Raw genomic sequence first — 24,528 nt, forward strand, 5'->3', positions numbered from 1 at the left:
TCTAGTGTTGAATCATGACTGTTATTTCTCATCGCAACAAAATTTATTAAAGGTAAATTTTGTTACCGAAATATCTAACCTTTACAATTTCGACGAAGGAGAAATCTCCACGAGAAGCTCGACAAAGATTGAGAATGGAGATTTTTAAACAAACTCATATCCCGCGTAAACCTCTTCAATTTCTTTCATAATCGCGAATAAATCTTCGGGAGCATCAGTTGTAACTAATTTTTGTTTGAATTCTTTGAAGGAATGAATTCCTTTGAAATAGTTTGTATAATGACGACGCATTTCTACAATTCCTAAACGCTCGCCTTTCCAATCCATAGACCATTTTAAGTGGTTTCTTGCAGCTTCAACACGATCAATAACCGTTGGAGCAGGTAAGTGCTCGCCAGTTTTGAAATAGTGTTTGATTTCGTTAAAAATCCACGGATAACCAATTGCTGCACGGCCAATCATGATTCCGTCAATTCCGTATTCGTTTTTATATTTTAATGCTTTTTCCGGACTGTCGATATCACCGTTTCCGAAAATTGGCATTGTAATTCTTGGGTTGTTTTTTACTCGTGCAATATGCGACCAGTCAGAATGACCTTTGTACATTTGAGCACGAGTTCTTGCGTGGATTGTTAAAGCTTGAACACCAATATCCTGAAGCCTTTCTGCAACTTCATCAATATTAATTGAGCTTTCATCCCAGCCTAAACGCGTTTTTACTGTAACAGGTAAATCAGTTCCTTTGATAACCGCTTTCGTTAAACGCACCATCAAATCAACATCTTTTAAAACTCCTGCTCCAGCACCACGACAAACTACTTTTTTTACTGGACAACCAAAATTGATATCCACTAAATCTGGTTTTACAGTAGAAACAATTTTAGACGACATTTCCATCGCTTCTTCATCACCACCAAAAATCTGTATTCCAACAGGACGTTCGTAATCAAAAATATCCAGCTTCATGCGGCTTTTTATAGCGTCACGAATTAATCCTTCCGACGAAATAAATTCAGAGTACATCATGTCCGCTCCATGCGTTTTGCATAACCTGCGAAACGGCGGATCACTAACATCTTCCATCGGAGCTAGTAATAAAGGAAATTCAGGTAATTCTATGTTGCCAATCTTGACCATCTTCGTAATTTTTTGCAAAATTACAACTTTTAGTTCAATTTGTGCCAAATTGAGGTTCAAAGGTTCAGAGAGACAAAGGTTCAAAGTTTATATTGTAAGTATTGGTTCACAAAAAATAATTTAATAAAATAGGATTTATCTTAAATTTATATATATTTGATGATTATGTTATTAACCCAAAATACCACATTAATCCCATGAAAAAATTAAAATTTCTGATAATATCATTCATTGTTTTGACATTTGTTTCTTGTTCTGAGGAAAATATTTTAAAAAATGAAAATCTTGCAGAAACAGCCACAGTATCAAATATCGCAAGTACAAGAAAAACATCAACACAAGAAAACTGTTCTTTTGCTAAAGTGAAAGTTGGACCAGAAGATAATTTATATAACTGTCATGGACTTTCATTTGTTTTAAGTGAAAAATATCTAGAAACAAAAGAAAAAATAGATTTGCCAGGAGATGTTTATACTAGGTTTATTCAAAATGGAATATTTGTAGAAGATAGCAGCAGCAACGCCACAAAAGTTATTTATTGGAATAATTTAACGGATTATAAAAATCGTAATTTTATTGGAGTCGACCATTCTGCAATTATTGTAGAAGGCGATAACATTGTATATTCTAAACAAGGAGCTAATGAAGTATTTCAAAACTGTATCAATGATGTTTATTTAGCAGGTACACACTATTATAGAACCTATGCTTTAAATCTAGCTTTAAATCCTTACGAAACCAACCCAACTAGAAAAGTGCCATTTACAATTTCTGCAATACATAATGCAACAAGCATTTTAGATGTTCAATATGCTTGGGATGCAGACCCAGCTGATTATAAATATTTGCGAATGATTGGAAATGGATCTAGTTGCAGTTTTGAATTTAAAGGTGAAGCTCCAAGTAAGGCATATACATTTACATTAAAAGCAAAACATCAAAGAGGTAAAATTAATGGCGTTTCATTTGAAAAAGAGGCAACAAAAAAAGTTACAATTAATTTAACAGGAACTCCGGAACCTATTCCCACTGCAAGTTTTACAGGTTCAACTTATGTAACAAAAACATCAATGGGATCTTGGTCTGCAACAGCTTCAGGAGGAACCGCTCCTTATTCTTATTATTGGTGGATTAAACGTCAACAAGATCCAGATTCATTTTACTTGCAAATTGGAACAGGTTCAGAGTTATATTTATTGACAAAAACATCAATTAAATCTACTTATTATAATTTATACGTAAGAGTGGTTGATGCCAACGGCCAGTCATTTTCAACTGCACCACAAGTAGTTCAATCGACTGGTGTGTTAGAAGAAGCTTATTAAATAAAAAGAAAAAGCCTAGTTTGAATAAACTAGGCTTTTTTTATATTTCTTAAACAGAAGTTTTTCTGTAATCAAAAAATCGAATTGGTTTTCGGCTCATTGGATTAAAAACCAACGGATTTAAAACTTCTTTTGAAGCAAATTCTATTTTTGGAGTCACTCTCAATTTGGCTCTAAAGTGATCTTTTATTTCTTGTAAAAATTCTGGGCTTTGATTTTTTACCGCAATTTTAATCAAGATTTCATCAGTACCTAAATCATTAGTTGAAATTTCAATCAAATGATTTTCGATATTGTCAAAACTGCTCAAAACATCGTTCATCGCTGGCGGATAAAGCGTTGTGCCTTTATATTTAATCATTTGTTTTTTACGGCCAACAACGGGACCAACACGTAAAGTATTTCTTCCGCAAGCGCAAGGCTCGTCGTGAAACTGAACCATGTCTCCCGTTTTAAAACGCAGTAAAGGCATCGCTTCAATTCCTAAAGTAGTAAAAGTCAATTCGCCGGTTTCCCCATTTTTTACTGGCTGATTGTTTTCGTCTAAAACTTCAACAATGATCAATTCTGGATGATGATGTCCGCCTCTTCCGTGTTCACATTCTGTAAAAGCGGTACTCATTTCCGTAGAAGCATAAGTCGAAAACAACTTGATATTCCATTTATCGGTGATTTTTTTCGATAGAATATTCATTGAAAAATCCTGTTCTCTCAAAGATTCTCCAATGCAGATGGCACCTTTTATGCTCGAATTGTTATAATCGATTCCGTGCATTTCAGCATATTCGATTAATTTTAAAAGGAAAGAAGGAACCGTAATCAAATAAGACGGATTGTATTTTAAAATAGAATCCCACTGCATTTCTGGAATTCCAGCGCCAACACGAATTACGCCCACTTTCAGTTTTCGAAGTCCTAGAAAATAAGCCAAACCAGCCATAAATTTTCTATCAATGGTGGTCATTAACTGTACCACATCGCCTTCTGCAATTCCAGCGCAGGCAAATGAAATCGCTTCATTATAAGCCAATCGATCTAAGTCAGAATCGGTTAGACCGAAAGTAACGGGATCGCCTAAAGTTCCTGATGTTGAAGCATAATCAATAATTTTATGCTGCGGAACACACAAAAAATCATCATTGTATTGCTGTAAATCTTCTTTGGTTGTAACAGGTAAATGTTGTAAATCTTCCAGCGTTTTTACTTTCGAAATATCAATATTCTGTCCTGCAAAAAGTCTTTTATAAAAAGGAGAATTCTCACTGATATAAGATAAAAGTTCGGCTAATTTTTTTTCTTGAAAAATTTTAATCTCTTCTAAAGAATCTTTTTCTATTGCTGGAATCATTGTAATTTTCTTTTGACTTTTTTTAAATATTTTTCAATCTCTTCTTTTTGAGGAACTGTAGTGATTTCATGACTTAAAGCTTTTTCAAAATTAAGCTTTGCCTGAAGAAATTCCTTTTTTTGGTAAAAGTACAATCCTGCCTTATAATATACAACCCAATAATTAGGGTTTAACGCTTGATAATTCTGAAGAAACTCGGGAGAAACGTTTTTTTTCTTTTCTAAAATAGAATCTATTTTATGATCTTCAATTTTAAATTTTTTAAAACTCTGAAAAGCGGTGGTTTCCAAGAAAGGATCTTTGGCAATATTGAGATTTTCTTTTTGAAAAGATTTTGCTGCATTATGGTTTTCACCAAAAATCAGATTTAAATCATAACAGACAAATTCACCCAATTGAAACGGATTTGCCGAAACCCAAACTAATTTTTCTTTTGGTTTAAAGATAATTCCGTGATGTGCCAACAGTTGGTTCAAGGCTTTTTCATTTCCATAACCTAAAGAAATATTTTTTAAGCCTTCTTTGTCTCGAAGAATTTCAGAAGCAATCTCAGGATTTACTTTCGGATTTTCAGACAGCAATTCCTGCATTCTTTCATAACGGTATTCAGAATGGCTGTTGGCAATTTGTTCTAGATTTCGTTTATCGTTTGCAAAAGCGTCACCCTGAAAATGATTTGAACAAATTAATTGATCGCTGTTTGGAACATCATAAACATCCATTTTATTTGGCGAAACTTCAATTAAAATGGCTTTGTTATCATTGGCACTTCCAACCATAATCGATTCAGAAACAAAGACTTTTCTTTTTTTTGCAATAGCAATGGCTTCGTCCAGATTTTTCGCATGTTGCAAAATTTCGCGGGTCAAGATCGAAATCGGAGTTTTCGCACTAAGCGGAATTTTAGATTTGGAAGCATTTATGGTTACAGTCAATCCTTCATAATTCATTCCAGAAACCGCTCCGATCATTCCTGGCCAGGTTACCATCATAAACGGATATCCTTCTTTTGGTTTGATAAAGGCCGCAATTTTATTTTCCGCGAAAGCGTCATTGACATAAAAATCAAAATTTCGCGCCAGAATTAAATTTCCATCTTCCGATTTTTCGTTCCAAGCCGCAAAAGAAGAACAGCCCACTAAAGCTAAATCTTGTAACGCGTGTCCAATATCATGAGCGGCATGTAAGTACAAACTGCGCTGATATTGCGGTGCGATATTATCAAAGTCATTCGAAGTATATTGCGAAACGCCATAAATTTCGGTTTGATATTCGTCAGGAACATTTAAGTATAATTTTCGATTATACCATTTTAAAAACTGACGAAGCATTTTCTGCTGGAATTTTGACGGAATTAAATCGGTTATTTTCGAGAAAAAAATACGCTGCTGTTTGTGCAAAAGAGAATCAGTCAGCGCGCCAGTCGAAAGCCCAATTTCTAGCGGATCTCCTTCTACGTATAATTCCCAAAGACCTTGTTTGTTTTTTAAAAGTGAATTTTTTCCAGAGAGAAAAATACTGTCTGATATTTTTTCAACAACAGGTTTTGTCGAATTAAAAGCAGTGATATCTGGTATATGTTTTTTTGATTTTGAAGTACCGCAGGAAGTCATCAAGCTTAAAAAACCGATAAGGAAGAAATAAAAAATTCGGCTTTTCATGATTCAATTATTCAGATGCTTTTTTAATTTTTCCCAGCAGATATTCTTTTCCTACAATTTCAGAACAGGTTATGACCGCTCCAACCGTAACTCCCAAGACACCGTGCATGTTAATACTTTGGCCTGTAAGATAAAGATTTTCTACCTTAGTTTTAGTCGGAATCATAGTTTTCATCGGATTATTTGAATCTTTAACATATCCGTACATATTTCCGCAATCTCCGCCAATATAATCGCGATAGGAAAGTGGAGTAGAAGTATGAACCGATTTAATACATTCGTTTATTCCAGGAAATTTTTTCTCGATTTCTTCTAAAAATTTAGCTGCTTTTTTGGTTTTGAATTCCTCATAACTTTCTCCTCGATCATTTTCTTCAAAAGTGGTGTTGAAAGTGTTTTCCCAAGCTTTGAGATCATCATATTTCATGTACGTTAAAAACGTCATTCCGTCTGCCCATTCTTCGTCTTTTTTCGACGGATTCATAGATGCCATAAAAGTTTTGGGCCATGAATTTTCGTCGTAATCATAAGCGGTCCAAACATCATCTGCACTTTTAAAATGGTAATAATTATGATTGATGTATTTGAAAGTTTTGGGTTTAAAAACGATATACAAACTGAAAGCAGAAAGTACACTTTCAAGATTTTGAATTCTATTGAAAAACGGTTTTCTAAAGTTTTCCTGACCCGCCATTTTCAAAGTCGTTTTAGGTTCTATATTAGAAATAAAATACGTTCCCGAAACCTCGGTTCCGTCTTTCATTTGTACCGAATTTACCTTTTGATTTTCGACTTCGATTTTGGTGACTTCTTTATGTTTGAAAAACTCACCGCCATATTTTTTTAATTGTTTCAGCAATTGTTTGGTAATCTGGCTTCCGCCATTTACACATCGCCATGAACTTTCGATATACGAGTTGACTACAAGCGCATGAACGTAAAAAGGCGATTTATCGGGAATTCCGGCATATAGAAAATTAGATCCTGCCAAGACGGCTTTTAGTTTTTCATTTTGAGTAAACGAATCGATGGTTTCTTTCGCGTTAAGCGCTACAATTTCATCATCGTATTTTCCTTCCGATTCGAGATTGTAAAGCGGAAATGCTTTGCAGACCGTTTTTATTTTCTGGCAATATTGTTCGAGATTTTCTTTTTCTTCAGGAAAGTAAGTCGTCAGTTGCTGAATGAAATTTTCGAAACCTTGCGCATGCGGATATTCGGTTTGATCGTCATCAAAAGAAATAATATCAAAACAATTTTCGTCTAGTTTTTTTAGATTCAAATGATCCATTATTCCAATATATTTGAAATATTGATGAAGATTCTGGCCTTCGCCCAAACCTCCGATGTAATGAATTCCCGTATCAAAAATGGTTTTATCTCTTACAAAAGTCTGAAGATTTCCACCATATTGATTGTTTTTTTCAAGTACACAAACGCTGTAGCCTTCTTTCGCCAGAATTACCGCAGAAACCAATCCGCCTAAACCGCTGCCAATTATGACTACATCGTACTGTTTTTTCATTCTTTTTTCTTTAAAACTAGCAAAGCATTTTCTTCAGAAACAATTTCAAAATTCTCAAATTGATTTTTCAAACGAGAACAATTGATTAAAATTATAAATGCAACATTCGAAATTACTTTTTCGATTTCAACGTTATAACTTTCATCAGAAATTAAAAGTACATCCAAATGATTTTCAAGTGCCGATTCAAGTTTGTCGAGATAAACTATTTTTCTCTTTGTAACGATATAATTCGTTTTGGCCACCAGCAATTTTTCTTCATCATTTATAAAAGAAACTATTTTTCGCTGTGGTTCTTGCAAAGCGAGCAAAACATCCAATTGCCCGTAATCATTTTCTAAATGAAGGATTTTTGCTTTTGGTGTAATGTGTTTGTTTAAATTATAATAAACTTCCAGATTCTGTTTCAAATCTTTTTTCACGCTATTTCCAACCTCGATTTCTTTATAGCCGTAACTGTTGATTAGCATTGTTTTGAAATAATCTGGACCTTCAAGTTCTTGTCTTATTTTGCGATATTCGGCTTTAAAGAAAGTACTTATTTGTTTAGTTCTTTCAGTATAATTAGTTCCAAAAGAAAAATCATCTGGAGCAATTCTTTCTAAAATAGTAACGGTCAATTTTCCGTGGTGAATGACAAAATCGCCTTTCGGAATCAACTCTGAAGCACCATGAATAACAACCGGAATAATGTCAATTTTAAATTCTTCGGCAAGGAAAAATGCGCCTTTGTGGAATCGTTTCACCACATTATTTTCTGAACGTGTTCCTTCTGGAAAAACCATTAAAGAATAACCTTGTTCTACTTTTTTGCGTAAATGTTCAACACCGCCTTCCAAACCTTCGGAAACGGGATAAAAACCTGCTTTTCTCACAACACCGCCAAAAATAGGAGAGTTGTAAACCCAGTCGCTCACCAAGAAAATGATTTTTGGACTCAGCATTCCGATTGCTAAAATGTCTAGAAACGAAGAATGATTGGCAATAATCACGGCTGGTTTCTCAAAAGTTTCATTGAAATTATTAACGACTTTTTTGCGAATAAACGGATTCGAATACAATACCGATTTCATGAATTTTGAAATCACATATCGGAAAGCTTTCATTTTTGATTTTTTACTAAAAGGCAAAATTGGCATTATAGTAAAACTGAAAACCGACATTACAATTCCGCCCAAACCATAATACGCAAAAGAAATTACACCATGAACAAAAGTTCGCAATTGAAAAGGTGGATTTCCTTTTTTAGGACGATTTGATAAAAACAGTTTGAATAAAATCGGATAGAAGATAAACGTTATAATCAGTGCTGCAAAAACCCCGATTAATGAAACTAGTGAAATGGAAGTAAGCGCAGGATGTTTGGCAAAAATCATGGCACCAATTCCTAAGATTGTCGTGATAACGGCCAGAATAATTGAGGTTCTGTAAATGGCAATTTCGTTAACTCCATTAGTATATTCTTTTTGCAAGGCACTGGTCATGAAAATACTAAAATCGACTCCGTGACCAAAAATCAAAGTGCAGACAATCATACTGAAAATGTTCATTTGAATGCCAAAAAGCCCCATAATTCCTGCCGTTACAATTCCGGTTAAAGCAATTGGAATACAGCTGATAATGACCAATTCGATTCTTCGGAAAAAGAAAAACAGAATCAAAATTACCGCTACAAATGAATAATTTACAAGAGAATTAAAATCAGTTTTTAAAGTGCTGAAAAACGTTTCATTCATCTGCTGACGATCAATCGCAATTACGTTTTCTTTTGCTGAAGCCGATTTTACAAAAGCATCTCGCTGTTCTGGAGCAACTTTTACTAAAGTTGAAATAGTATAAAAACCATTTTTTTCGGTTATAAATTCTTGTAATTGAAGTGCTTTAATTTTTAGAAATTCAGCTGCAGAAACAGGTTTGAAATTAAAATCTAAATGATCAAAAAACAGATTGTATGTTGTTGGTTTAAAGCCAAGCTTAGAACCTTCGGCAATTAATTCAGATTTTACAAATTGTTTTTTCTGTGAAGTCCAAAACGAATTCCATTTCTTGATTTTTTCAATTTGAGCTTGTTGCGAAAGTACAATTCCACCAACGGAGCTGAAATTTAAAATTTTATCTTGTTTTTTTTCCTTAGATAAATCATCAAAAAGTTTGCTATTATGCTGTAAAGCTTCTTCCATCGTTTTTCCGTAAGAAGCAACATAAATAGTTTTGGAAGTTAAACTCGTGCTTTCTTCCAACTGTTTTTCGGCAGCTTTGATTTCTTTCGGAATAAAATTCAGCTGCGATAAATCGTTATTGAAACCCACATCATTATAAGTAAAACAGCAAATAATAGTAATGATAACACAAAGTCCAATTAAGATTTTATTGTTGTGAAAAGAAAAATGAGCCATTTTATCAATCACATTCTTTTTATGATCTGCCGGATTTTCTTTTGGTTTATATAAATGAGGAATAATCAAAAGAGAGAAAATAGCTGAAGCCATAACGATAACAGCAGCGAAAATTCCGAGATCGTTTAACGCATCCGATTTTACAAAAAGCAGACATAAAAAAGCAACCGCAGTTGTAGAACTGCTCATAATAACAGGCATTGTAATGTCTTTGTACAATGTTTTTACATCGCTATTATGTTTGTAATGCGTAAGAATATGAATAGAATAATCAATCGTGATTCCCAATAAAATAGAACCGATTCCTAATGAAATTGCTGAGATTTGTTCTCTAACGAAATATAAAAATGCCACAGCAAACAAACCGCCAAAAACAGTCGGTAGGAAAATAATTAGCGGAATTAATACTTTTCTATAAAATAAAATCAGAATCAGCATTAAAGTGAACATCGCAATTGATGTTGTTAGAATAATATCTCCCTTAATCTGATTGGCATTGGCAACGGCAATTAAAGCAGAACCAAAATAACTGATCGAAGTTTTTCCTTTAAATTGGGTATTTAGATTTTCCTGAATCGATTTCAATTTTTCAGCAAAAATGGTATTCTTTTCTGTTTCGCTCGACGGAATATTGGAGGTGATAAAAAGCAGTAATTTCTTTTTATCTTTTGTCATTACAAAACCATTTTCGAGCGTAAAATCATCGCCAATATTTAATTGCTGTAATTTTTTTAAAGCGATAAAAGAAATCCCAAACGGATCTTGAAGAATAAAATCTTTAGTTATAAATCCAGACGGAGAAATAATCGATTTATAATTTCCCTGAACTGTTGTTGCAATACTGTCTTTTTGAAGTTTCTTTTCTATAACATCATAATCTTTGTCATCTAGAAAAAGAGGCAGATTATTGTAAACAAAATCAATCGTTTCCTGAATGTTTTCTTCGTCTATTTTTCCTTGAATTCCTGTTATAAATGGTTTACAAGATTTAGAAACGCTGTCTGAAAATACAGTTGCCATTTCTTTCAGATCATCCGTAGAACCATTTTTATCCAAACTGAAAATTACGGTAGTTTTATCGGCAAAGTTTAATTGTTTTAAGACTTTTGCCGTAACATCGGTTTTGTCGTTTGTTGGGATAAGTTTGGTAATGTCTTCTTCAAATTTTAATCTTGAAGCGAAAAACCCGAAAACGAGAAGCATCATAATAGCCAATAGCACCGAAAGAGATTTTCTTCGGTTTACAAACAAATGAATGGCGTAGAAATATTGATGCATGGTTATTTATTATTTTTTTTGCCACAGATTAAAAGGATTAAAAAGATTTTAATCTATGTTGGTTTGCCACTAATTTCACTAATTTTCACGAATTCTTATTTGAAAATGGGCATAAATTTGTTTTGTTTTTTTGCTGCCGATTAAAAGGGTTAGCTTTAGTTTGTCACCCTGAGCGAAGTCGAAGGGCGTTCCAATTGGACGTGGGCTTCGACTTCGCTCAGCCTGACAAACTGGATGTAAAAATCTGTGTAAATCCTTTTAATCTGTGGCAAACTTAACTTAAATATTCGGTTTGTTTTTAGAACTAAAAGCCGTTAAAAGCAAATAACTTATAAAACCAACTGATAGTGCTGAAACGGTTGCTAAAATAAGACTTCCTACGATATATTGTGTAGCATTTTTTTGAATATCATCAAGAGTAATTGAACTGTCTAAAATCAGTGGCGCATCGCTTGTCACGAAAACACTTCCAACTTGAAGCGAAGCATAAATAATAAACGGAATAAAAGGCGGAAAACTTACATTTGAAGTAAGATAAGCAATGACTTTGTTGAGTCGGAACAAGGCCGCAAAAGTAAAAAGCAGAATGGTTTGAAATCCCCAAAAAGGAGAAAGTCCGATAAAAATACCTAAAGCAATGGCTGCCGATTTTTTAAAATTAGAATCGTTGCTTTCTAAAATATCTTCGAGAAAGAATTTTTTAAAACCTTTTTTTTTTGCTCTTCTAAAAAAATCTCTCGGCTTTATATACAGCAATGCATTGGTCACCAAAACGGTATTTAAAATACTGATTCGGGTAAAATCTTGAAACGGACGAAAATGCGAAACCCTTTCGGTAGGATCATACAAAACTTGAATCGGAATATTTTTTACTGCAATTCCTTTCCAAGCCGCACGCACGATAACTTCGATTTCAAATTCGAATTTATTGGTATAAAAACGTTTTGGCAGTAATCGAAGTGGATACAATCTAAATCCAGATTGTGTATCGTCTAGCTTAATTCCGGTTTCAAACTTGAACCAGAAATTAGAAAATTTGTTTCCAAAACTGCTTTTCTTCGGAACATTTTCCTGAGTCATATTACGGCTTCCAATCAAAAGAGCGTTTGGCTCATCTTGAATTGCTTCTAAGAAAACCGGAATATCCGCAGCAAAATGCTGTCCGTCAGAATCGATTGTAATGGCATATTCAAAATCCAATTCAAGCGCTTTTCTAAATCCGTTTCTTAGCGCTCGTCCCTTTCCTAAATTTTTAGGATGATGAATTTGAGTCAGTTGCGAATATGATTTTAGAATTTCGGCAGTTGAATCGGTAGAACCGTCATTGACAATAATGACATTTGTGGTGAAATCTAAAATAGAATCCAATACTTTTTTCAGCGTTTTTTGGTTATTGTAAGTGGGTACAATAACGCAAAAGTTAGTCGAACTGAGTAATTCTTGCTGTGATTTCATGGAGAGTTTTTTGAGCTTACTTTACAAATTGCTTCTCTTTTTCAGAGAAACTTTCAGATTGTAAAACAAAGTCTTTAAGATAATCTTTCAAAGCGGCACCTTGTGATGCATAATACGTTGTGATGAATTTTTTATCTTCTTTGATATTTTTCTTATAACCCGTAATAGCAGGAACATCTTGCTGAACGCTTAATCGGATCATTCGCATTTCAATATTACTTGGATCACTTTTTATCGTTGCTTCAAGCAATTTTGCACCTTCTTTAAAACGGTCCATTTTTTGCCTTAATTTCTTTTCAAATTTAGAATCTACTAAAATTGAAGCTGCTTTGTAAGCCACTAAAATTTTATCATCGTTATTTGAAACTCCAGAAAGTTTTGCGACAAAATCTTTGGCATTGCTTTCTGATTTTGCTACATCAGCATACATTTTGCGGATCGAAGCCAAATCTGGCGTTCCAGCAAAACTAACCCATAAAAGGAATGTCAATAATAGTTTCATAATTATATTTTTTTGTACACATTACTCAATTTAAGAGCTGTTGTGTCGTTAAAGTAAGTCGTGTTTTTCACTTTTACTAAACCGTCTTCAGTAGTTGTAACATCAAGCTCCAATCGCAGTTCCGGAGCAACCTCTGGATTAATCAGCGCCATGAATTTTACATTTGCCAAAGACTGGATCATCAGCGAACTTTTGGTAATAGATTCTGTAAGTTCTTTGATAATCTGAATCATACAAACACCAGGCATAATTGGATTTCCAGGGAAATGTCCTTTAAAAACCTCGTGTTTTTCGTTGACTAAAATTGTAATCGTATATTTTGAATCAGATACTTTTTCTTCTGATAGTATTTTATAAAAATCTTGTAAAATCATATTTTTTATTTTCCAAATGAATAGGAAACTCCTAACTGAAAATTAATATTTGTGTTATAATCTCCAAATAAATAATGGTTATTGGAATCATTTTGATAATAATCGCTACTTAAAACATCCAGCAGTCCTTTCTTAAATCGAGCTTCAAATGTCAAACCTGAAGGCAGGGCATAAGCAACTCCTAAAACCAAACCAAGATCATTTTGTGCTTTTCTAACCGCAAGATTATCATTCAATAAAATATCTAATGTTGGTCCTGCTTGAAACTGAATTCCTTGTGGCAGCGTAAACTTATTTATCATAGAAAGAGACAAATAGTTGATGTCCAGATCTAAATGTTCTACTTTATTGGTCTGTGTATTTTCATCAAAATAATTTCGCGCAACATTATTAGAACCTTGTCTGCTGTAATTAATTTCAGGCTGAAGGGAATAAATTCTTGTTATCTTAATTTCTGTAAAACCACCAGCATAAAAATCAGTTTTATAATCGGCGTGCATTTCAGAAATAGTAGAAAAACTAAATCCAGCTCTTAAACCTGGTTTAACCGATACTTGGGCTTGTATATTTAAAAGCGAGAAAAAAACAGCAATAAAGAAGAATATTCTTTTATTCATTTTTATTTTGTTTTAAACGTATAACTAATTCCGATTTGGAAAACTTGATTTAAGATTACATCATTATAGTAATATCCATTATTGTCATAATCATATCCGTTATAACCATAAATATCAATTAATCCTTGTTTAAGTCGAGCTTCAAAAGTTAAACCATTTGGCAAAGTATAACCAAGACCTCCAACAAATGCAAGATCAAAATCTTCAGGGTTAGTATTTATATAATTATCACTAACTTTTAAATCTAATGATGGTCCTGCCAATAGATGAAAACCTCCACCTCCAAAGTTAAATTTTGCAACCGCTCCCAGTGTTATATAATTCAACTCATACTTTTCAGAATAATAACGGCCGTTTTCAAAATATCTTCCTTCATCACCTTGTCTAGAATAATTTATCTCTGGTTGAACCGAGAAAAATTTATTGAATTTAATATTTACCAATCCACCAACATAGAAATCAGTTTTAGAGCTATTATCATCAATATTCGTTAATGTTGATACATTCAAACCACCTCTTAGTCCTGGACTAACTTTTACTTGAGCTTCTGCTTGTATTCCGATTAATAAAACAAATGCAATTAAAACAAATTTTCTCATTTTGGGCTTGGTTTAAGTTTAGGATTAGTTTAAGTTTTTATTCTGATTTGAAATAATTCAGTTCGATTTTCAATTTTATATTCTGATGGATTATCTGAATCCTTTCGGCAAAAATATTGTTTTCTGAACTGAAAAGCAGTGTAAATTTTTCTTTTGTTTGAGAAGCATGGACGATCTTTTCTAATTTCTGATCTTTTTTGGAGATAAAAATGTAATTGTCGCGTTTGCCATCTGCCGATTTGTAAATGTCATCCGATTCGTTTTCGAATTGTTCCTGAATCGAATATTCTTTCTTTAAAAGCAATCGGAAATCTTCTTTTAAAGTATTGATCAATATTTTTCGATCCAATTCTGAAACGATAGAATTGACTTTAAAATCGGTTTCTGAAATTTCGAAATCCATTAATTTGTTTCCGAATTCGGTTGTAAAAACAATTCGGTGTGTGGTGTCATTTATTTTCTTGGCAATAAAAATTCCAGACAATTCATTTCCGTAAACACTAATGTTGGTTTTATAAACATAATCGGTTTTTGAGTCTGAAAAATACGGAACCGTATAAGACGTTTTGTCTAATTTTTTGGACGTATAATTTTTTGTGACCGAGCCACAAGAAATTAATACAATTGCCAGAAAGCAATTAATTAGTAAAAACTGAATCGTCGATTTTTGCATTGATCACTTTATTTTTAAGTACAATTCGGGTATAATCTTCAGATGATTCTAACAATTTTACCTGAACAACAGTCGCTTCTTCTTTGTCAAAAGTCAGTTCAATTTGTTTGATGTATTTTTTAAGCGTCGCATCTTTCGGAATAAATTTCGCTAGATTCTGACCTTTCAATTTAAAATACGAAATTGTAAATTCCTTATCGTCAAACATATTGCCACTTACGCTTCCCACAATCAATTTATTGATTCGGGCAAAGATTTTACTGTTTCCAATATCAACCGCGCTTTTCTTTCCTTCATCGTTAATCAGGATTTTTGCGTTTTTGAAAGTAATGCTATAATTGTACGGTTTTTTATATTGCCATTGAAGTAAAGCAGGTTCTTTAAAAATCATTTTTCCTGAAGTTTCAATGTCTTTTGATAAAAAATCTAAATGTTTATACTGAACAAAATCAGTAGTCAAAGTCTTGATTTTTTTGGCCACCACATTTACGTCTTGTTTAAAAGAAGCAATTTCGGCATCGGTCATTTTTTGTTCCTGCGCCGATAAATGGAAACCGCTGATAATTAAAAATAAGAAAAGATATATTTTAGTTTGCATAAGCTTTAAGATTCAAAAGTTCTTCGATCGAAATGACTTGATAATTATTTTGCTGTAAAAATTGCAAAAACTGTTCCAGTACCAAAACCGAATGTTTGCCTGTATCATGCAAAAGTACAATTCCACCGGGAGAAATATGTTGAATTAACCGATTGAAAATTAATTCCTGATTTTGGGTTCCTCCGTCAAGCGAACGAATATTCCAGCCTATTGTTTTATGTCCGGTTACTTCTAAAGCTCTTCTAATCGAAGGTGTCGTAACTCCATAGGGCGGACGAAAGAAGTTTATTTTTTTGGAAGTGAATTTTTCCAGAAGCGCGTCTGTTTTCTGAAGTTCTTCGGTTATTTTTTTAGCATTATAAAAATCAAAAAACTTAGAATGTGAATAAGAATGATTTCCAACTAAATGACCATCGTCAATTACTTTCTGGAGAATTTCAGGATGCGTTTCGATGTTGTTTCCAATGCAGAAAAAAGTCGCTTTAGCATTGTATTTTTTCAAAAGTTCCAAAACTTCCAAAGTGTAAATACTTGGACCATCATCAAAAGTGAGTGCAATTTTTTTTTCGATTTCTAACGGATTACTGCAAAAAGCTTTTACATGATAATTGGAAGAAATTCGTGCAGATCCAAAAGCATTTATTCCGATCCAAACGAGAATTATAACAATAAACCACAGAAAATGAATTGCGTTATACAGATTCAGGAGAAACAATAAAAGCAATAAAAAGATAAAAAACAGCGATATGTTTTTGTGCGTTATCATTTTGACAGCAGCGTAAAACTATGGTTTTTTCCGTTTAATTGATTGTATAATAAAATCGTTTTGTACTCTGATTTTTCAACAGCATTTACTTTTGTAATTTCAGGGATTTCCTGAGTTTTCAAAATTTTAGAAGCCATCCAAAAAGCAAAAGCTGAAGCCGTATCGTATTCTCCGCTCAAATGTTTGTAATATAAAATAGGAGTTTGAGCAAACGAATTTTCGGCAAGATTTCTATAATAATTCTCAAAATCAGCATTTCCATCAAAACCTAAAACAAGAGCATCTACATCTGAAATTTGTAAATGATTTGATTTTAAGAACGAAATAACTGCTGCTTCAACTTCATTTTCTTCCAGCGTATTTACAATAGAAACATCTAGAAGTTCGGCATAAGTGTTTTCTTTTCTTTCGTTTTCTAAAACAAAAAAATTGGCGCCTTCACCATACACAGCACCGCTCGTTGTAGAATTTAAAACATCATACGGAGAAGTATCATCTGCTTTAATGCGACCATTTAGTTTAAAAAGAGAAGTAGTGTAATCGCCATTTTCGTCAACACCGCCCACTAAAATTGAATTGGCTTCTGCTTCTTCAATCTGCATTTTGGCATCAATAAGAGCCGACTCAAAAGAGACTGCGCCATTCACGTAAGTAAAATTATAACCTTTACATTGCTGTAAAAGTGCAATCTGCGCTCCAACTGTATTGTGAGTAGACTGAATGAAAGAAGTCGGAGTTAAAAACTCTTCGTTATTATCTAAAATACTTTTCAGGAATTTTTCAGAATCTTCGATACAACCTAAACCAGTTCCAGTAATAATCGCATCGACATTTTCAATATTAGCATCTTTCATGGCCAAAGCCGAAGCTACGATTCCGTTTTTCACACCTTTTGCCATACGTCGGCTGGCAGCAGGCGAAATATATTCTTTGTATGCTGGCGGAACAATTGCCAGTACATTTTCGTCATGATTCACAACAGCTTCTTCCAAAAAAACAGTATCAAATGTTTTTTGAGTCGAAATACAGCCTACTCCATTTATATAGGTCTTCTTCATTAGCTTTTTGAAAATATAAGGGTTGAACAATTTCCTCCAAAACCAAAAGAGTTGGATAAAACGTGTTCGATATTTTTATTTTTTAAGGATGTCTGAGGTGTCAAATCAAATTCTTCCATCGGAACTTCAAAATTCAAATTGGGGTAAACCACATTATTCTGAATTGCCAAAACACTGTAAACGGCTTCAATCGCAGCCGCGGCCGCTAATGTATGACCTGTGAAAGGTTTTGTAGAACTGAAGTCTGGAACTTTTTCGTTTTCATAAATTCGAAGTAAAGCTCTTCCTTCAGATAAATCGTTGTTTGGCGTTGCTGTCCCATGAACATTGATGTAATCAATTTCAGAAGGTTTTAAACCCGAAATGTCAAATGCTTTTTTCATGGCCAAATAAGCGCCGTCTCCATTTTCTGAAGAAGCAGTTTGGTGAAAAGCATCATTGGCATTTCCGTAACCTGAAACTCTTGCTAGCACTTTTTTGTTTTGTTTTTCTACAATTTCATCTGATTCTAAAACTAAAAATGCGGCGGCTTCTCCAAGATTCAATCCTTTTCTGGTGTTGTCAAAAGGTTTGTTGTAATCGTCAGATAAAATCATCAAAGTTTTAAATCCGTTGATGGTGAATTTTGCCAAAGCATCGGCACCGCCCACAATTACGCGATCTAATTTTCCCGTTTTGATCAATCTTGCACCCAACATAATCGAATTGGCTGCAGACGAACAAGCGGTACTTATGGTTGTTACCATTCCTTTTAAACCTAATTCTTCAGCAATTTTTTCGGCAACATCGCCGCCATCGTGGCAAGTAATGTACTTGATCAATTCTGGTTTTTCGAAATAATCGTAATAATGTCTTTCCGTCATGTCCATTCCGCCTACACTTGTCGCCGAAATAAGTCCCGTTCTAAATTCATTTATATCGGTAATGCCAGCATTTTCAACAGCTTGTTTTGCTGCCAAAGTGCCAATCATAGCGGTTCTGGAGAAATTATTATTTTCATTTAATTTCAGTTCATCAACAAGATCTTCGTTGGTTTTTTTGATCTCACCAACTTTGATAACATCTGCGTGAACAGTCGAAATATTTTGAATACGAGAAATACCGATTTTGTTTTCGGTCAGCGAAATATAATTTTCCTCAACCGAATTACCAATCGCAGAGATAATTCCCATTCCCGTTATTGCAACACCTCTTGCCATTTTAGATTTTAGATTTATGATTTTAGATTCTTAGAACTTTGTCAAAGTTTTAAACTTTGACAACGTTGACGGATTTTTAAACATTTAAAATTTTAGATTCAGGATGGAATCTAAAATCTAAAGTCTAAAATCTGAAATCTATTTAGTTCTATTTGCGCTGATATACGCCGCCATAGTTTCGATAGACTGGAAAATAGATTTCCCTTCTTTCGGATCTACTAATTTAATTCCGTAATCTTTATCTAAAATCACGATCAATTCAAGTGCATCAATCGAGTCTAAACCTAAACCGTCTCCAAACAAAGGATCGTTATCAGCAATGTCTGCGATTGTGATATCTTCAAGGTTTAAAGTAGTAATGATTTTATTTTTTAATTCTTCTTTTAATGCTTCCATGATTATTTATTATATAATGTATTGATAGTTTCGTTTGTATATTTCTCGTTTTCTTCCTTGTTGATAAGGCAAAGAAAAGCTTTATAATTGTCATTAAAAAATTCTACCCAGCCACATAAAACAGAATCAGCTTTATTTGTGTTTAACAAAATCTCCGAATAGTTCCACAAAAACTCTGAATTGAAAGCATCAAATATAAAGAAAGAATTCTCACTTTTAAGCTGATGGCGGATACTTATTTCGCCCAGACAAATATTTGGCAGCGTGTAAACAAAAACCGCCGGACTTGGAAAATAGTTTTCTTTGTCTGAAATCGATTCCTGATATTTTACATCGGTATCTAAACTGGAGGATTTATTGGCTAAAACCAAAGCAATATTGTTTTCTTGCTCAGCCGAAGTTATCGGACTCAAAAGCAATTCTGATCCTAAAAAAGCCAGTTTGCTCAAAGCATCCATTTTGAAAAACTTTGGATACTGCATTTCAAAATTACGATACGCTTGTTTCGAGAAATCAGCAAAATCGGTTGGTTCAATTTTGAATACAGAAGTTCCGTTCAAAACAATTTCGTTGTTTTGAATGGTGATATAGGATTGTATGTAGGTTTTGTATTGAGTCATTTTTTAATAACGAATTCAAGTTATGAATCCCAAAGATGAATAATTTTATTTACTTTCCATTTCCCTGCCTTATTTTCAATTAAAACAAGAAAACCTCTTCCGCATTTTCCACCACCACATGAAGCACCAGCTGATAAAATTCCTGATTTTTTTGTTTTGTCAAATTGAATTCTAGATATAAAAATAGTTCCAACAGGTATCAAAGAATTACTTTTATCATTTAAGTTCCATTCTTTTTCATGAAGATATTTGGAAGTATTTTCAAAACGAAACTTTTTATTATTCTTAAAAGGTTTTAAATCAAATTTAAATTCTTCGCCTTCTTTTAAAGTGTCATAAGTAAAGTTTGAAAGATTAACTTCTTTAGAAATCATTTCTGTTTCGAAAGAACTAATCTTTCCAACACGATCATATACGCCTAATAAGATTCTTTTTTTAATGTTTTTTATGCTGTCTTTATACTGTAAATATTTCTTTAATTCTGCAGCATGTCCTGTGGTATCTATTTTATTTGTTTTAGAACTAAATAATGGAGGTGGTGGTCCAAGCATCATTCTTCGATCCATATAAATAGAATCTACAATTTCGACAAAAACACTATTTAAAACCTCTTTTTCAAATTCAGATTCAGGCACTTCTTTCTTCTTACATCCAAAAGTTGAAAGAAGAACTAGAGTTATAAATATGAGTTTTGATAGTTTCATATTATTTCACTTTCTCAAAAACCACAGCCGTATTACAACCTCCAAATCCAGAAGCCGTTTTCAGGAAATATTCAATTTTCTTTTCTTCATTTTTCTCAATAACATTGATAGCTTCACTAACTCCAATTTCATCAAAACCTTTCGATTCAAAAAGTTTATTTTGATTAGCAGATTCTATCGCAATTACCGTTTCCAATAATCCCGAAGCGCCAAGTGTATGACCGTAAAATCCTTTTAAACTATTAACGGGAACATTTTGTAAATCTAAACGAGTTAGAGCAATCGCTTCCATTTCGTCGTTATAAGGCGTTGCGGTTCCGTGGGCTGAGATATAATCTAATTTGTTCGCCTCAATTTGTGCTTCTTTTAAAGCATTCTGAATACTTCTGAACAAACCTTCACCCGTTCTTGAAGGACCCGAAATATGATTCGCATCGTTTATCGAACTGTCTCCGATAACTTTTATTTTAGCTTTTTTAGCTTCCGCCGAAATTAAAACTGCTGCTGTCGCTTCGCCTAAACTTACGCCGGTTCTGTTTTTAGAATACGGTTTACAAGGTTGGTCGCTCATTGCCTGAAATGCATTAAAACCAGATAAAACAAATTCTGAAACTTCGTCGCCAGCGACCACAAAAATGTTGTCATAAAGTTCTGATTGAATCATTCTTTTGGCAACAGAAACCGCCAAAATTCCAGAAACGCAAGCATTTGAAACTACAATTGGTTGTGTTTGAAACCCAAAGAAATCGGCAACGTTTTTAGCTAAAACATCTAAATGTGCATTGTTAAAACTTTCTTCAGAATCATTTGCTAGAGCGGTTACATTTCCTTTTGTGGTAGAAAGTATAAAAGCGGTTTTTGAATTTAGCTCTACGTTTGATTTTTTGATAATCGGCTCTAAAGCCAAAATCATCATTTTCTCTAAACGAGAATATTTTGTCTCAGTACTAATTTTTGAAAATGCACTGTTTATTTTTTCATCAGAAATAATCGAAGCATAAAACGGATTCGGCATCAAAGAAACATCGTTATGAGACTGAATGCCAGAATCACCACGAAGAATAGCGCTGATATTAGATTCAACATTAAAACCTAAAGGCGTGATACAATTCGTTTCTGTAATGTATATTTCTCTTATCATTTATCAAGTTTAAAATAAAAATAAACATATTTTTCTTCGCTTTCACTCATATAATTAAGGTCTTTCGCGATAATATCTTTATCTTTAGTTTCGTATAAAATTTCTTTTGATTTTGTTTGGGGCTCATCGAACCCATGCCAAACTAAATAATTTTTTTCAAAGTTATTTCCCTTTCTAATAATGGTATCACTTCTTGATACTTCATTTTTGTATATAGAAGTTAAAAAATAAGTTTCCTTTTTATCTTTTGAAATAATGTATAAATCATCTATATATGACAAATGTGCGCAGCTGCCAAGATTAAAATAATATCCATAAACATTATGATCCTTTAGAGAAGTCGAACTTTTTTTAGATTTAAATTTTGCAATTTTCTCATCAAATTCTTTTTTGACTTTATCAAAGTTTAAAATATTAATTTCGATATTTCCTTCTAGTATTTTTTTATCACTATATACAATTTTATAAGGCTTCTCGTCGTATCTTAAGATGGCCTTAATTTTGCCTTCTATTCTGCGATCATCTTTGTAATATCCTTTTATCAGTTTTTCTATTTCTGCATTATCTAAAACTTTGTCTGTGTTTATTATTAAAGCAGGAATGTAATAATTGTTGTTGCCATAATATAATGTTGAATCTTCAACGTTGTTTTTGTTACAGCTAATAAAACATAGAAGTAAGATTAAGGAAATAAATTTGAAGGCTGGTTTCATAATGTTTTGGTAAAAATATTTTATTTCAATAATCCCACTTTTCGTTTCCATTCTTCATAAAAAGGCGGATTCGTCAGCATCAAATTTCCTGCTGCATCTAAAAAAACCTGAGTGGTTTCGCCAGTACAGGCCACTTCTCCTTTGTCATCAATAATTTTAAAACGGTAGATCATTTTGGCTGCGGGAGTGTCAACAACTGTTGTTTCTATCGTTACCACATCTCCGTAACGCAAAGATAATTTGTGTTCGCAAGTTGATTTTACAATTGGCGTGGTGTAACCCGTTTTGGCAATATCTAAATATGTAAGTCCGTGCTGGCGTCCAAACGCTTCGCGTCCATCTTCAAAATACGTGATATAATTGCCGTGCCAAACAATTCCAAGCGGATCTGTTTCGTTAAAACGAATCCTGATTTCGTGCGAAACGGTTAGATCTGTAGCTTCTTTAAACTGCTCTTTTCTTTTTATCATAAAATAATGCGATGGAAGTGGTAATAATGAAAAACAAAAATAATAAACTTATTCTTGGTATGATTTCAACGAAAGAAACGTTTCTAAGCAATACATCATAAAAAGCTTCTAATCCCCAGTTCATTGGAGATGATTTTGCGATATATTGCATGATTTTTGGCATTGCAAAAACAGGAACCCAAACACCGCCAATCGCCGCTAAAATAATCACACTTGTCGCGCCAAAAGGAGCAGATTGTTCTTGAGTGCTTGCCACAGTTCCTAATAAAATTCCGAATCCGATTGCTGCAAAACCTGAAAATAATGCGACAACACTTGTCAGCAAGAAATGACCTTCAATATTTAAAGAAGGCAATCCGATGGACGGGAATAAGAATACGGCAACGGCAACCATCATATAAAACTGAATCATACAAATGATCGAGTAGGTGATGGTTTTCCCGATAATCACAACCAGATTAGAAACCGGATTGGTTCTTAATCGAACAAAAGTTCCTTGTGATTTTTCTTTTACAATATTGATAGATAACGGAATCACGATAAAAAAGATCGCAAAAAGAGTCCAAGCAGGAACGTTGTGTTGAACGGAATTCGGACGAACTTCTTTGTTGTTTATTCTCGGAATTATTTCTTTGAAAGTAATAAAGTTTTTTTGCTCAAAATCGATTGTTTCTTCTCCTAACTGTTTTTGAAAAGTGCTGTAAATCGATTTGGTTTCAATCTGCGAAATCATTTTGTCTATCGAACTCATTACGGCATTTTTGAAACTCATTTGTACCGCTGGATCGAAATACAGTTTTACTTCTTTTTCTTTAATAACGCGCTGAGGTTCGGCAGCTGAAGTGCTGTCAGTCAAGCCTAAATTGCTGACGATTTTTTCTACATTCTGATTTACTTTTTCCTGCAAATCAGAACTTAGGTTTTCTGGAATTACAATTGCCAGTTGAAATTTTCCTTTGTACACATTTTCTTTGGCAATTTCTTCGGTAATCGGTTTATTGTCAAGTTGGGTTACAACGGTAAAATATTTGCTTTTTTCTAAATTTTCAAAAACGGTTTTAGAAACAGATCCTTTGTCTTGATCGACCAAAAGAATCTGAAGTTTAGAATCGGTTACGGCTTTAAAAGTGCTGTCTTGAATTAAGGTTACAGCAATTACCAGAACCAAAGGCATGATAAATAAAATAATCAATCCGCCCAAATCTCTTTTTAGCAAAAGGAATTCTTTTACTACCGACATCCAAATTTTATATATCATCTCTCAACGCTTTACCAGTTAATGAAATAAAAACATCTTCGAGATTTCGAGCGTCTTTTGTAGATTCAATTAATGCCGAGGGAGTTGCTTGTGCGTAAATCTGTCCTTGATCTAAAATCGCGATTTGCGAACAGAAATCTTCGGCTTCAGCCAAATGATGCGAGGTATAAATAATAGTTGTTCCGTTTTGGTTCAACACTTTCAAATAATCAATAATGGCAGTTTTAGAATGCACGTCGACACCAACTGTTGGTTCATCCAAAAACAAAACTTTCGGATTATGAAGAATTCCTGCAATCAGATTGACACGACGTTTCATTCCGCCTGAGAAAGTCTGAACTTGTTTATCGGCAAATTTCAATAAACCTAAAAGATCCAGAGTTTCGATTACTTTATCTTTTAAATCAGAACCTTTTAAACCGTACATACTTCCAAAATAGAGCAGATTTTCTCTGGCGGTCAAAGTCGGATACAAAGCATATTCTTGTGGAACAACGCCTATGATTTTTTTAATTTTTGAAGCGTGGTGCTGATAGTCTAAACCATCAATTGTAAAATGTCCAGAAGTTGGTTTTACCAATCCGCAGAGCATCGAGATTAAGGTTGTTTTTCCGGCACCGTTTGGGCCAAGTAAACCAAAAATCTGACCTTCATTTATATTTAGCGAAACGTTGTTCAAAGAATACATTTCTGCATTTTTGTACTTTTTCGAAAG

General features: G+C 33.5%; 24 protein-coding genes. 1 reads left to right on the forward strand and 23 read right to left on the reverse strand.

What is annotated here, in order from left to right:
* Positions 1-144: 144 nt before the first annotated feature.
* Positions 145-1,137: a tRNA dihydrouridine synthase DusB gene (gene dusB, locus SOM12_RS16625; protein WP_095930621.1), complete on the reverse strand. Its 993-nt coding sequence runs from the start codon at positions 1,135-1,137 to the stop codon at positions 145-147.
* A gap of 197 nt (positions 1,138-1,334) precedes the next feature.
* On the opposite strand from dusB, the gene SOM12_RS16630 reads away from it, so the two are divergent.
* Complete coding sequence (locus SOM12_RS16630) at positions 1,335-2,462, forward strand: hypothetical protein (protein ID WP_320494330.1); 1,128 nt, start codon at positions 1,335-1,337, stop codon at positions 2,460-2,462.
* Positions 2,463-2,511: 49 nt separating this feature from the next.
* Here the strand turns inward: SOM12_RS16630 and SOM12_RS16635 are convergent, their stop codons facing one another.
* From SOM12_RS16635 to SOM12_RS16740, 22 genes are all read right to left on the reverse strand, one after another.
* Positions 2,512-3,810, reverse strand: a complete 1,299-nt coding sequence (locus tag SOM12_RS16635; RefSeq protein WP_320494331.1) for a phenylacetate--CoA ligase family protein — start codon at positions 3,808-3,810, stop codon at positions 2,512-2,514.
* The gene (locus SOM12_RS16640; protein ID WP_320494332.1) at positions 3,807-5,471 is read right to left on the reverse strand and encodes a C45 family peptidase; all 1,665 of its coding nucleotides are present in this window, start codon (positions 5,469-5,471) and stop codon (positions 3,807-3,809) included. Before SOM12_RS16640 ends, SOM12_RS16635 begins: the two co-directional genes overlap by 4 nt.
* A gap of 7 nt (positions 5,472-5,478) precedes the next feature.
* Entirely contained in the window at positions 5,479-6,996 is a 1,518-nt protein-coding gene (locus tag SOM12_RS16645) for an NAD(P)/FAD-dependent oxidoreductase (RefSeq protein ID WP_320494333.1), read from the reverse strand.
* Complete coding sequence (locus tag SOM12_RS16650; RefSeq protein WP_320494335.1) at positions 6,993-10,670, reverse strand: 1-acyl-sn-glycerol-3-phosphate acyltransferase; 3,678 nt, start codon at positions 10,668-10,670, stop codon at positions 6,993-6,995. Before SOM12_RS16650 ends, SOM12_RS16645 begins: the two co-directional genes overlap by 4 nt.
* Positions 10,671-10,949: 279 nt before the next feature.
* The gene (locus SOM12_RS16655; protein WP_320494337.1) at positions 10,950-12,125 is read right to left on the reverse strand and encodes a DUF2062 domain-containing protein; all 1,176 of its coding nucleotides are present in this window, start codon (positions 12,123-12,125) and stop codon (positions 10,950-10,952) included.
* A gap of 16 nt (positions 12,126-12,141) precedes the next feature.
* Positions 12,142-12,627 (reverse strand): hypothetical protein, encoded by a 486-nt coding sequence (locus SOM12_RS16660; protein WP_008465871.1) that lies wholly within the window; start codon positions 12,625-12,627, stop codon positions 12,142-12,144.
* Between the two features lie 2 nt (positions 12,628-12,629).
* Complete coding sequence (locus SOM12_RS16665) at positions 12,630-13,001, reverse strand: 3-hydroxyacyl-ACP dehydratase (protein WP_320494340.1); 372 nt, start codon at positions 12,999-13,001, stop codon at positions 12,630-12,632.
* A 5-nt stretch (positions 13,002-13,006) separates the two neighbouring features.
* Entirely contained in the window at positions 13,007-13,618 is a 612-nt protein-coding gene (locus tag SOM12_RS16670) for an outer membrane beta-barrel protein (protein WP_095930629.1), read from the reverse strand.
* A 2-nt stretch (positions 13,619-13,620) separates the two neighbouring features.
* Positions 13,621-14,217, reverse strand: coding sequence for a porin family protein (locus SOM12_RS16675; protein ID WP_095930630.1), 597 nt, complete (start codon positions 14,215-14,217; stop codon positions 13,621-13,623).
* A gap of 37 nt (positions 14,218-14,254) precedes the next feature.
* Positions 14,255-14,890, reverse strand: a complete 636-nt coding sequence (locus SOM12_RS16680) for a hypothetical protein (RefSeq protein WP_250834587.1) — start codon at positions 14,888-14,890, stop codon at positions 14,255-14,257.
* Positions 14,856-15,488, reverse strand: a complete 633-nt coding sequence (locus tag SOM12_RS16685) for an outer membrane lipoprotein carrier protein LolA (protein ID WP_320494342.1) — start codon at positions 15,486-15,488, stop codon at positions 14,856-14,858. Before SOM12_RS16685 ends, SOM12_RS16680 begins: the two co-directional genes overlap by 35 nt.
* Positions 15,478-16,254: a polysaccharide deacetylase family protein gene (locus SOM12_RS16690; protein ID WP_095930633.1), complete on the reverse strand. Its 777-nt coding sequence runs from the start codon at positions 16,252-16,254 to the stop codon at positions 15,478-15,480. Before SOM12_RS16690 ends, SOM12_RS16685 begins: the two co-directional genes overlap by 11 nt.
* Positions 16,251-17,312, reverse strand: coding sequence for a beta-ketoacyl synthase N-terminal-like domain-containing protein (locus SOM12_RS16695; protein WP_320494343.1), 1,062 nt, complete (start codon positions 17,310-17,312; stop codon positions 16,251-16,253). The genes SOM12_RS16690 and SOM12_RS16695 overlap by 4 nt, the downstream gene beginning before the upstream one ends.
* Positions 17,312-18,511 (reverse strand): beta-ketoacyl-[acyl-carrier-protein] synthase family protein, encoded by a 1,200-nt coding sequence (locus SOM12_RS16700; RefSeq protein ID WP_320494344.1) that lies wholly within the window; start codon positions 18,509-18,511, stop codon positions 17,312-17,314. Before SOM12_RS16700 ends, SOM12_RS16695 begins: the two co-directional genes overlap by 1 nt.
* 138 nt (positions 18,512-18,649) lie before the next feature.
* Complete coding sequence (locus tag SOM12_RS16705) at positions 18,650-18,907, reverse strand: phosphopantetheine-binding protein (RefSeq protein WP_095930636.1); 258 nt, start codon at positions 18,905-18,907, stop codon at positions 18,650-18,652.
* A gap of 2 nt (positions 18,908-18,909) precedes the next feature.
* A complete protein-coding gene (locus tag SOM12_RS16710; RefSeq protein ID WP_320494346.1) occupies positions 18,910-19,527 on the reverse strand; it encodes a 3-oxoacyl-ACP synthase in 618 nt (205 codons plus the stop codon).
* Positions 19,528-19,547: 20 nt separating this feature from the next.
* A complete protein-coding gene (locus tag SOM12_RS16715) occupies positions 19,548-20,231 on the reverse strand; it encodes a hypothetical protein (RefSeq protein ID WP_095930638.1) in 684 nt (227 codons plus the stop codon).
* Position 20,232: 1 nt separating this feature from the next.
* Positions 20,233-21,372, reverse strand: a complete 1,140-nt coding sequence (locus SOM12_RS16720) for a beta-ketoacyl-[acyl-carrier-protein] synthase family protein (protein ID WP_320494347.1) — start codon at positions 21,370-21,372, stop codon at positions 20,233-20,235.
* Positions 21,369-22,085, reverse strand: coding sequence for a hypothetical protein (locus SOM12_RS16725; RefSeq protein ID WP_320494348.1), 717 nt, complete (start codon positions 22,083-22,085; stop codon positions 21,369-21,371). Before SOM12_RS16725 ends, SOM12_RS16720 begins: the two co-directional genes overlap by 4 nt.
* A gap of 20 nt (positions 22,086-22,105) precedes the next feature.
* Positions 22,106-22,555, reverse strand: coding sequence for an acyl-CoA thioesterase (locus SOM12_RS16730; RefSeq protein WP_111423009.1), 450 nt, complete (start codon positions 22,553-22,555; stop codon positions 22,106-22,108).
* On the reverse strand, positions 22,530-23,813 hold the full coding sequence (locus SOM12_RS16735; RefSeq protein ID WP_172426930.1) for an ABC transporter permease: 1,284 nt from the start codon (positions 23,811-23,813) through the stop codon (positions 22,530-22,532). The genes SOM12_RS16730 and SOM12_RS16735 overlap by 26 nt, the downstream gene beginning before the upstream one ends.
* On the reverse strand, positions 23,803-24,501 hold the full coding sequence (locus tag SOM12_RS16740; protein WP_008465897.1) for an ABC transporter ATP-binding protein: 699 nt from the start codon (positions 24,499-24,501) through the stop codon (positions 23,803-23,805). Before SOM12_RS16740 ends, SOM12_RS16735 begins: the two co-directional genes overlap by 11 nt.
* Positions 24,502-24,528 lie beyond the last annotated feature (27 nt).

The sequence above is a fragment of the Flavobacterium sp. CFBP9031 genome, assembly GCF_034044945.1.
Taxonomy (GTDB): domain Bacteria; phylum Bacteroidota; class Bacteroidia; order Flavobacteriales; family Flavobacteriaceae; genus Flavobacterium.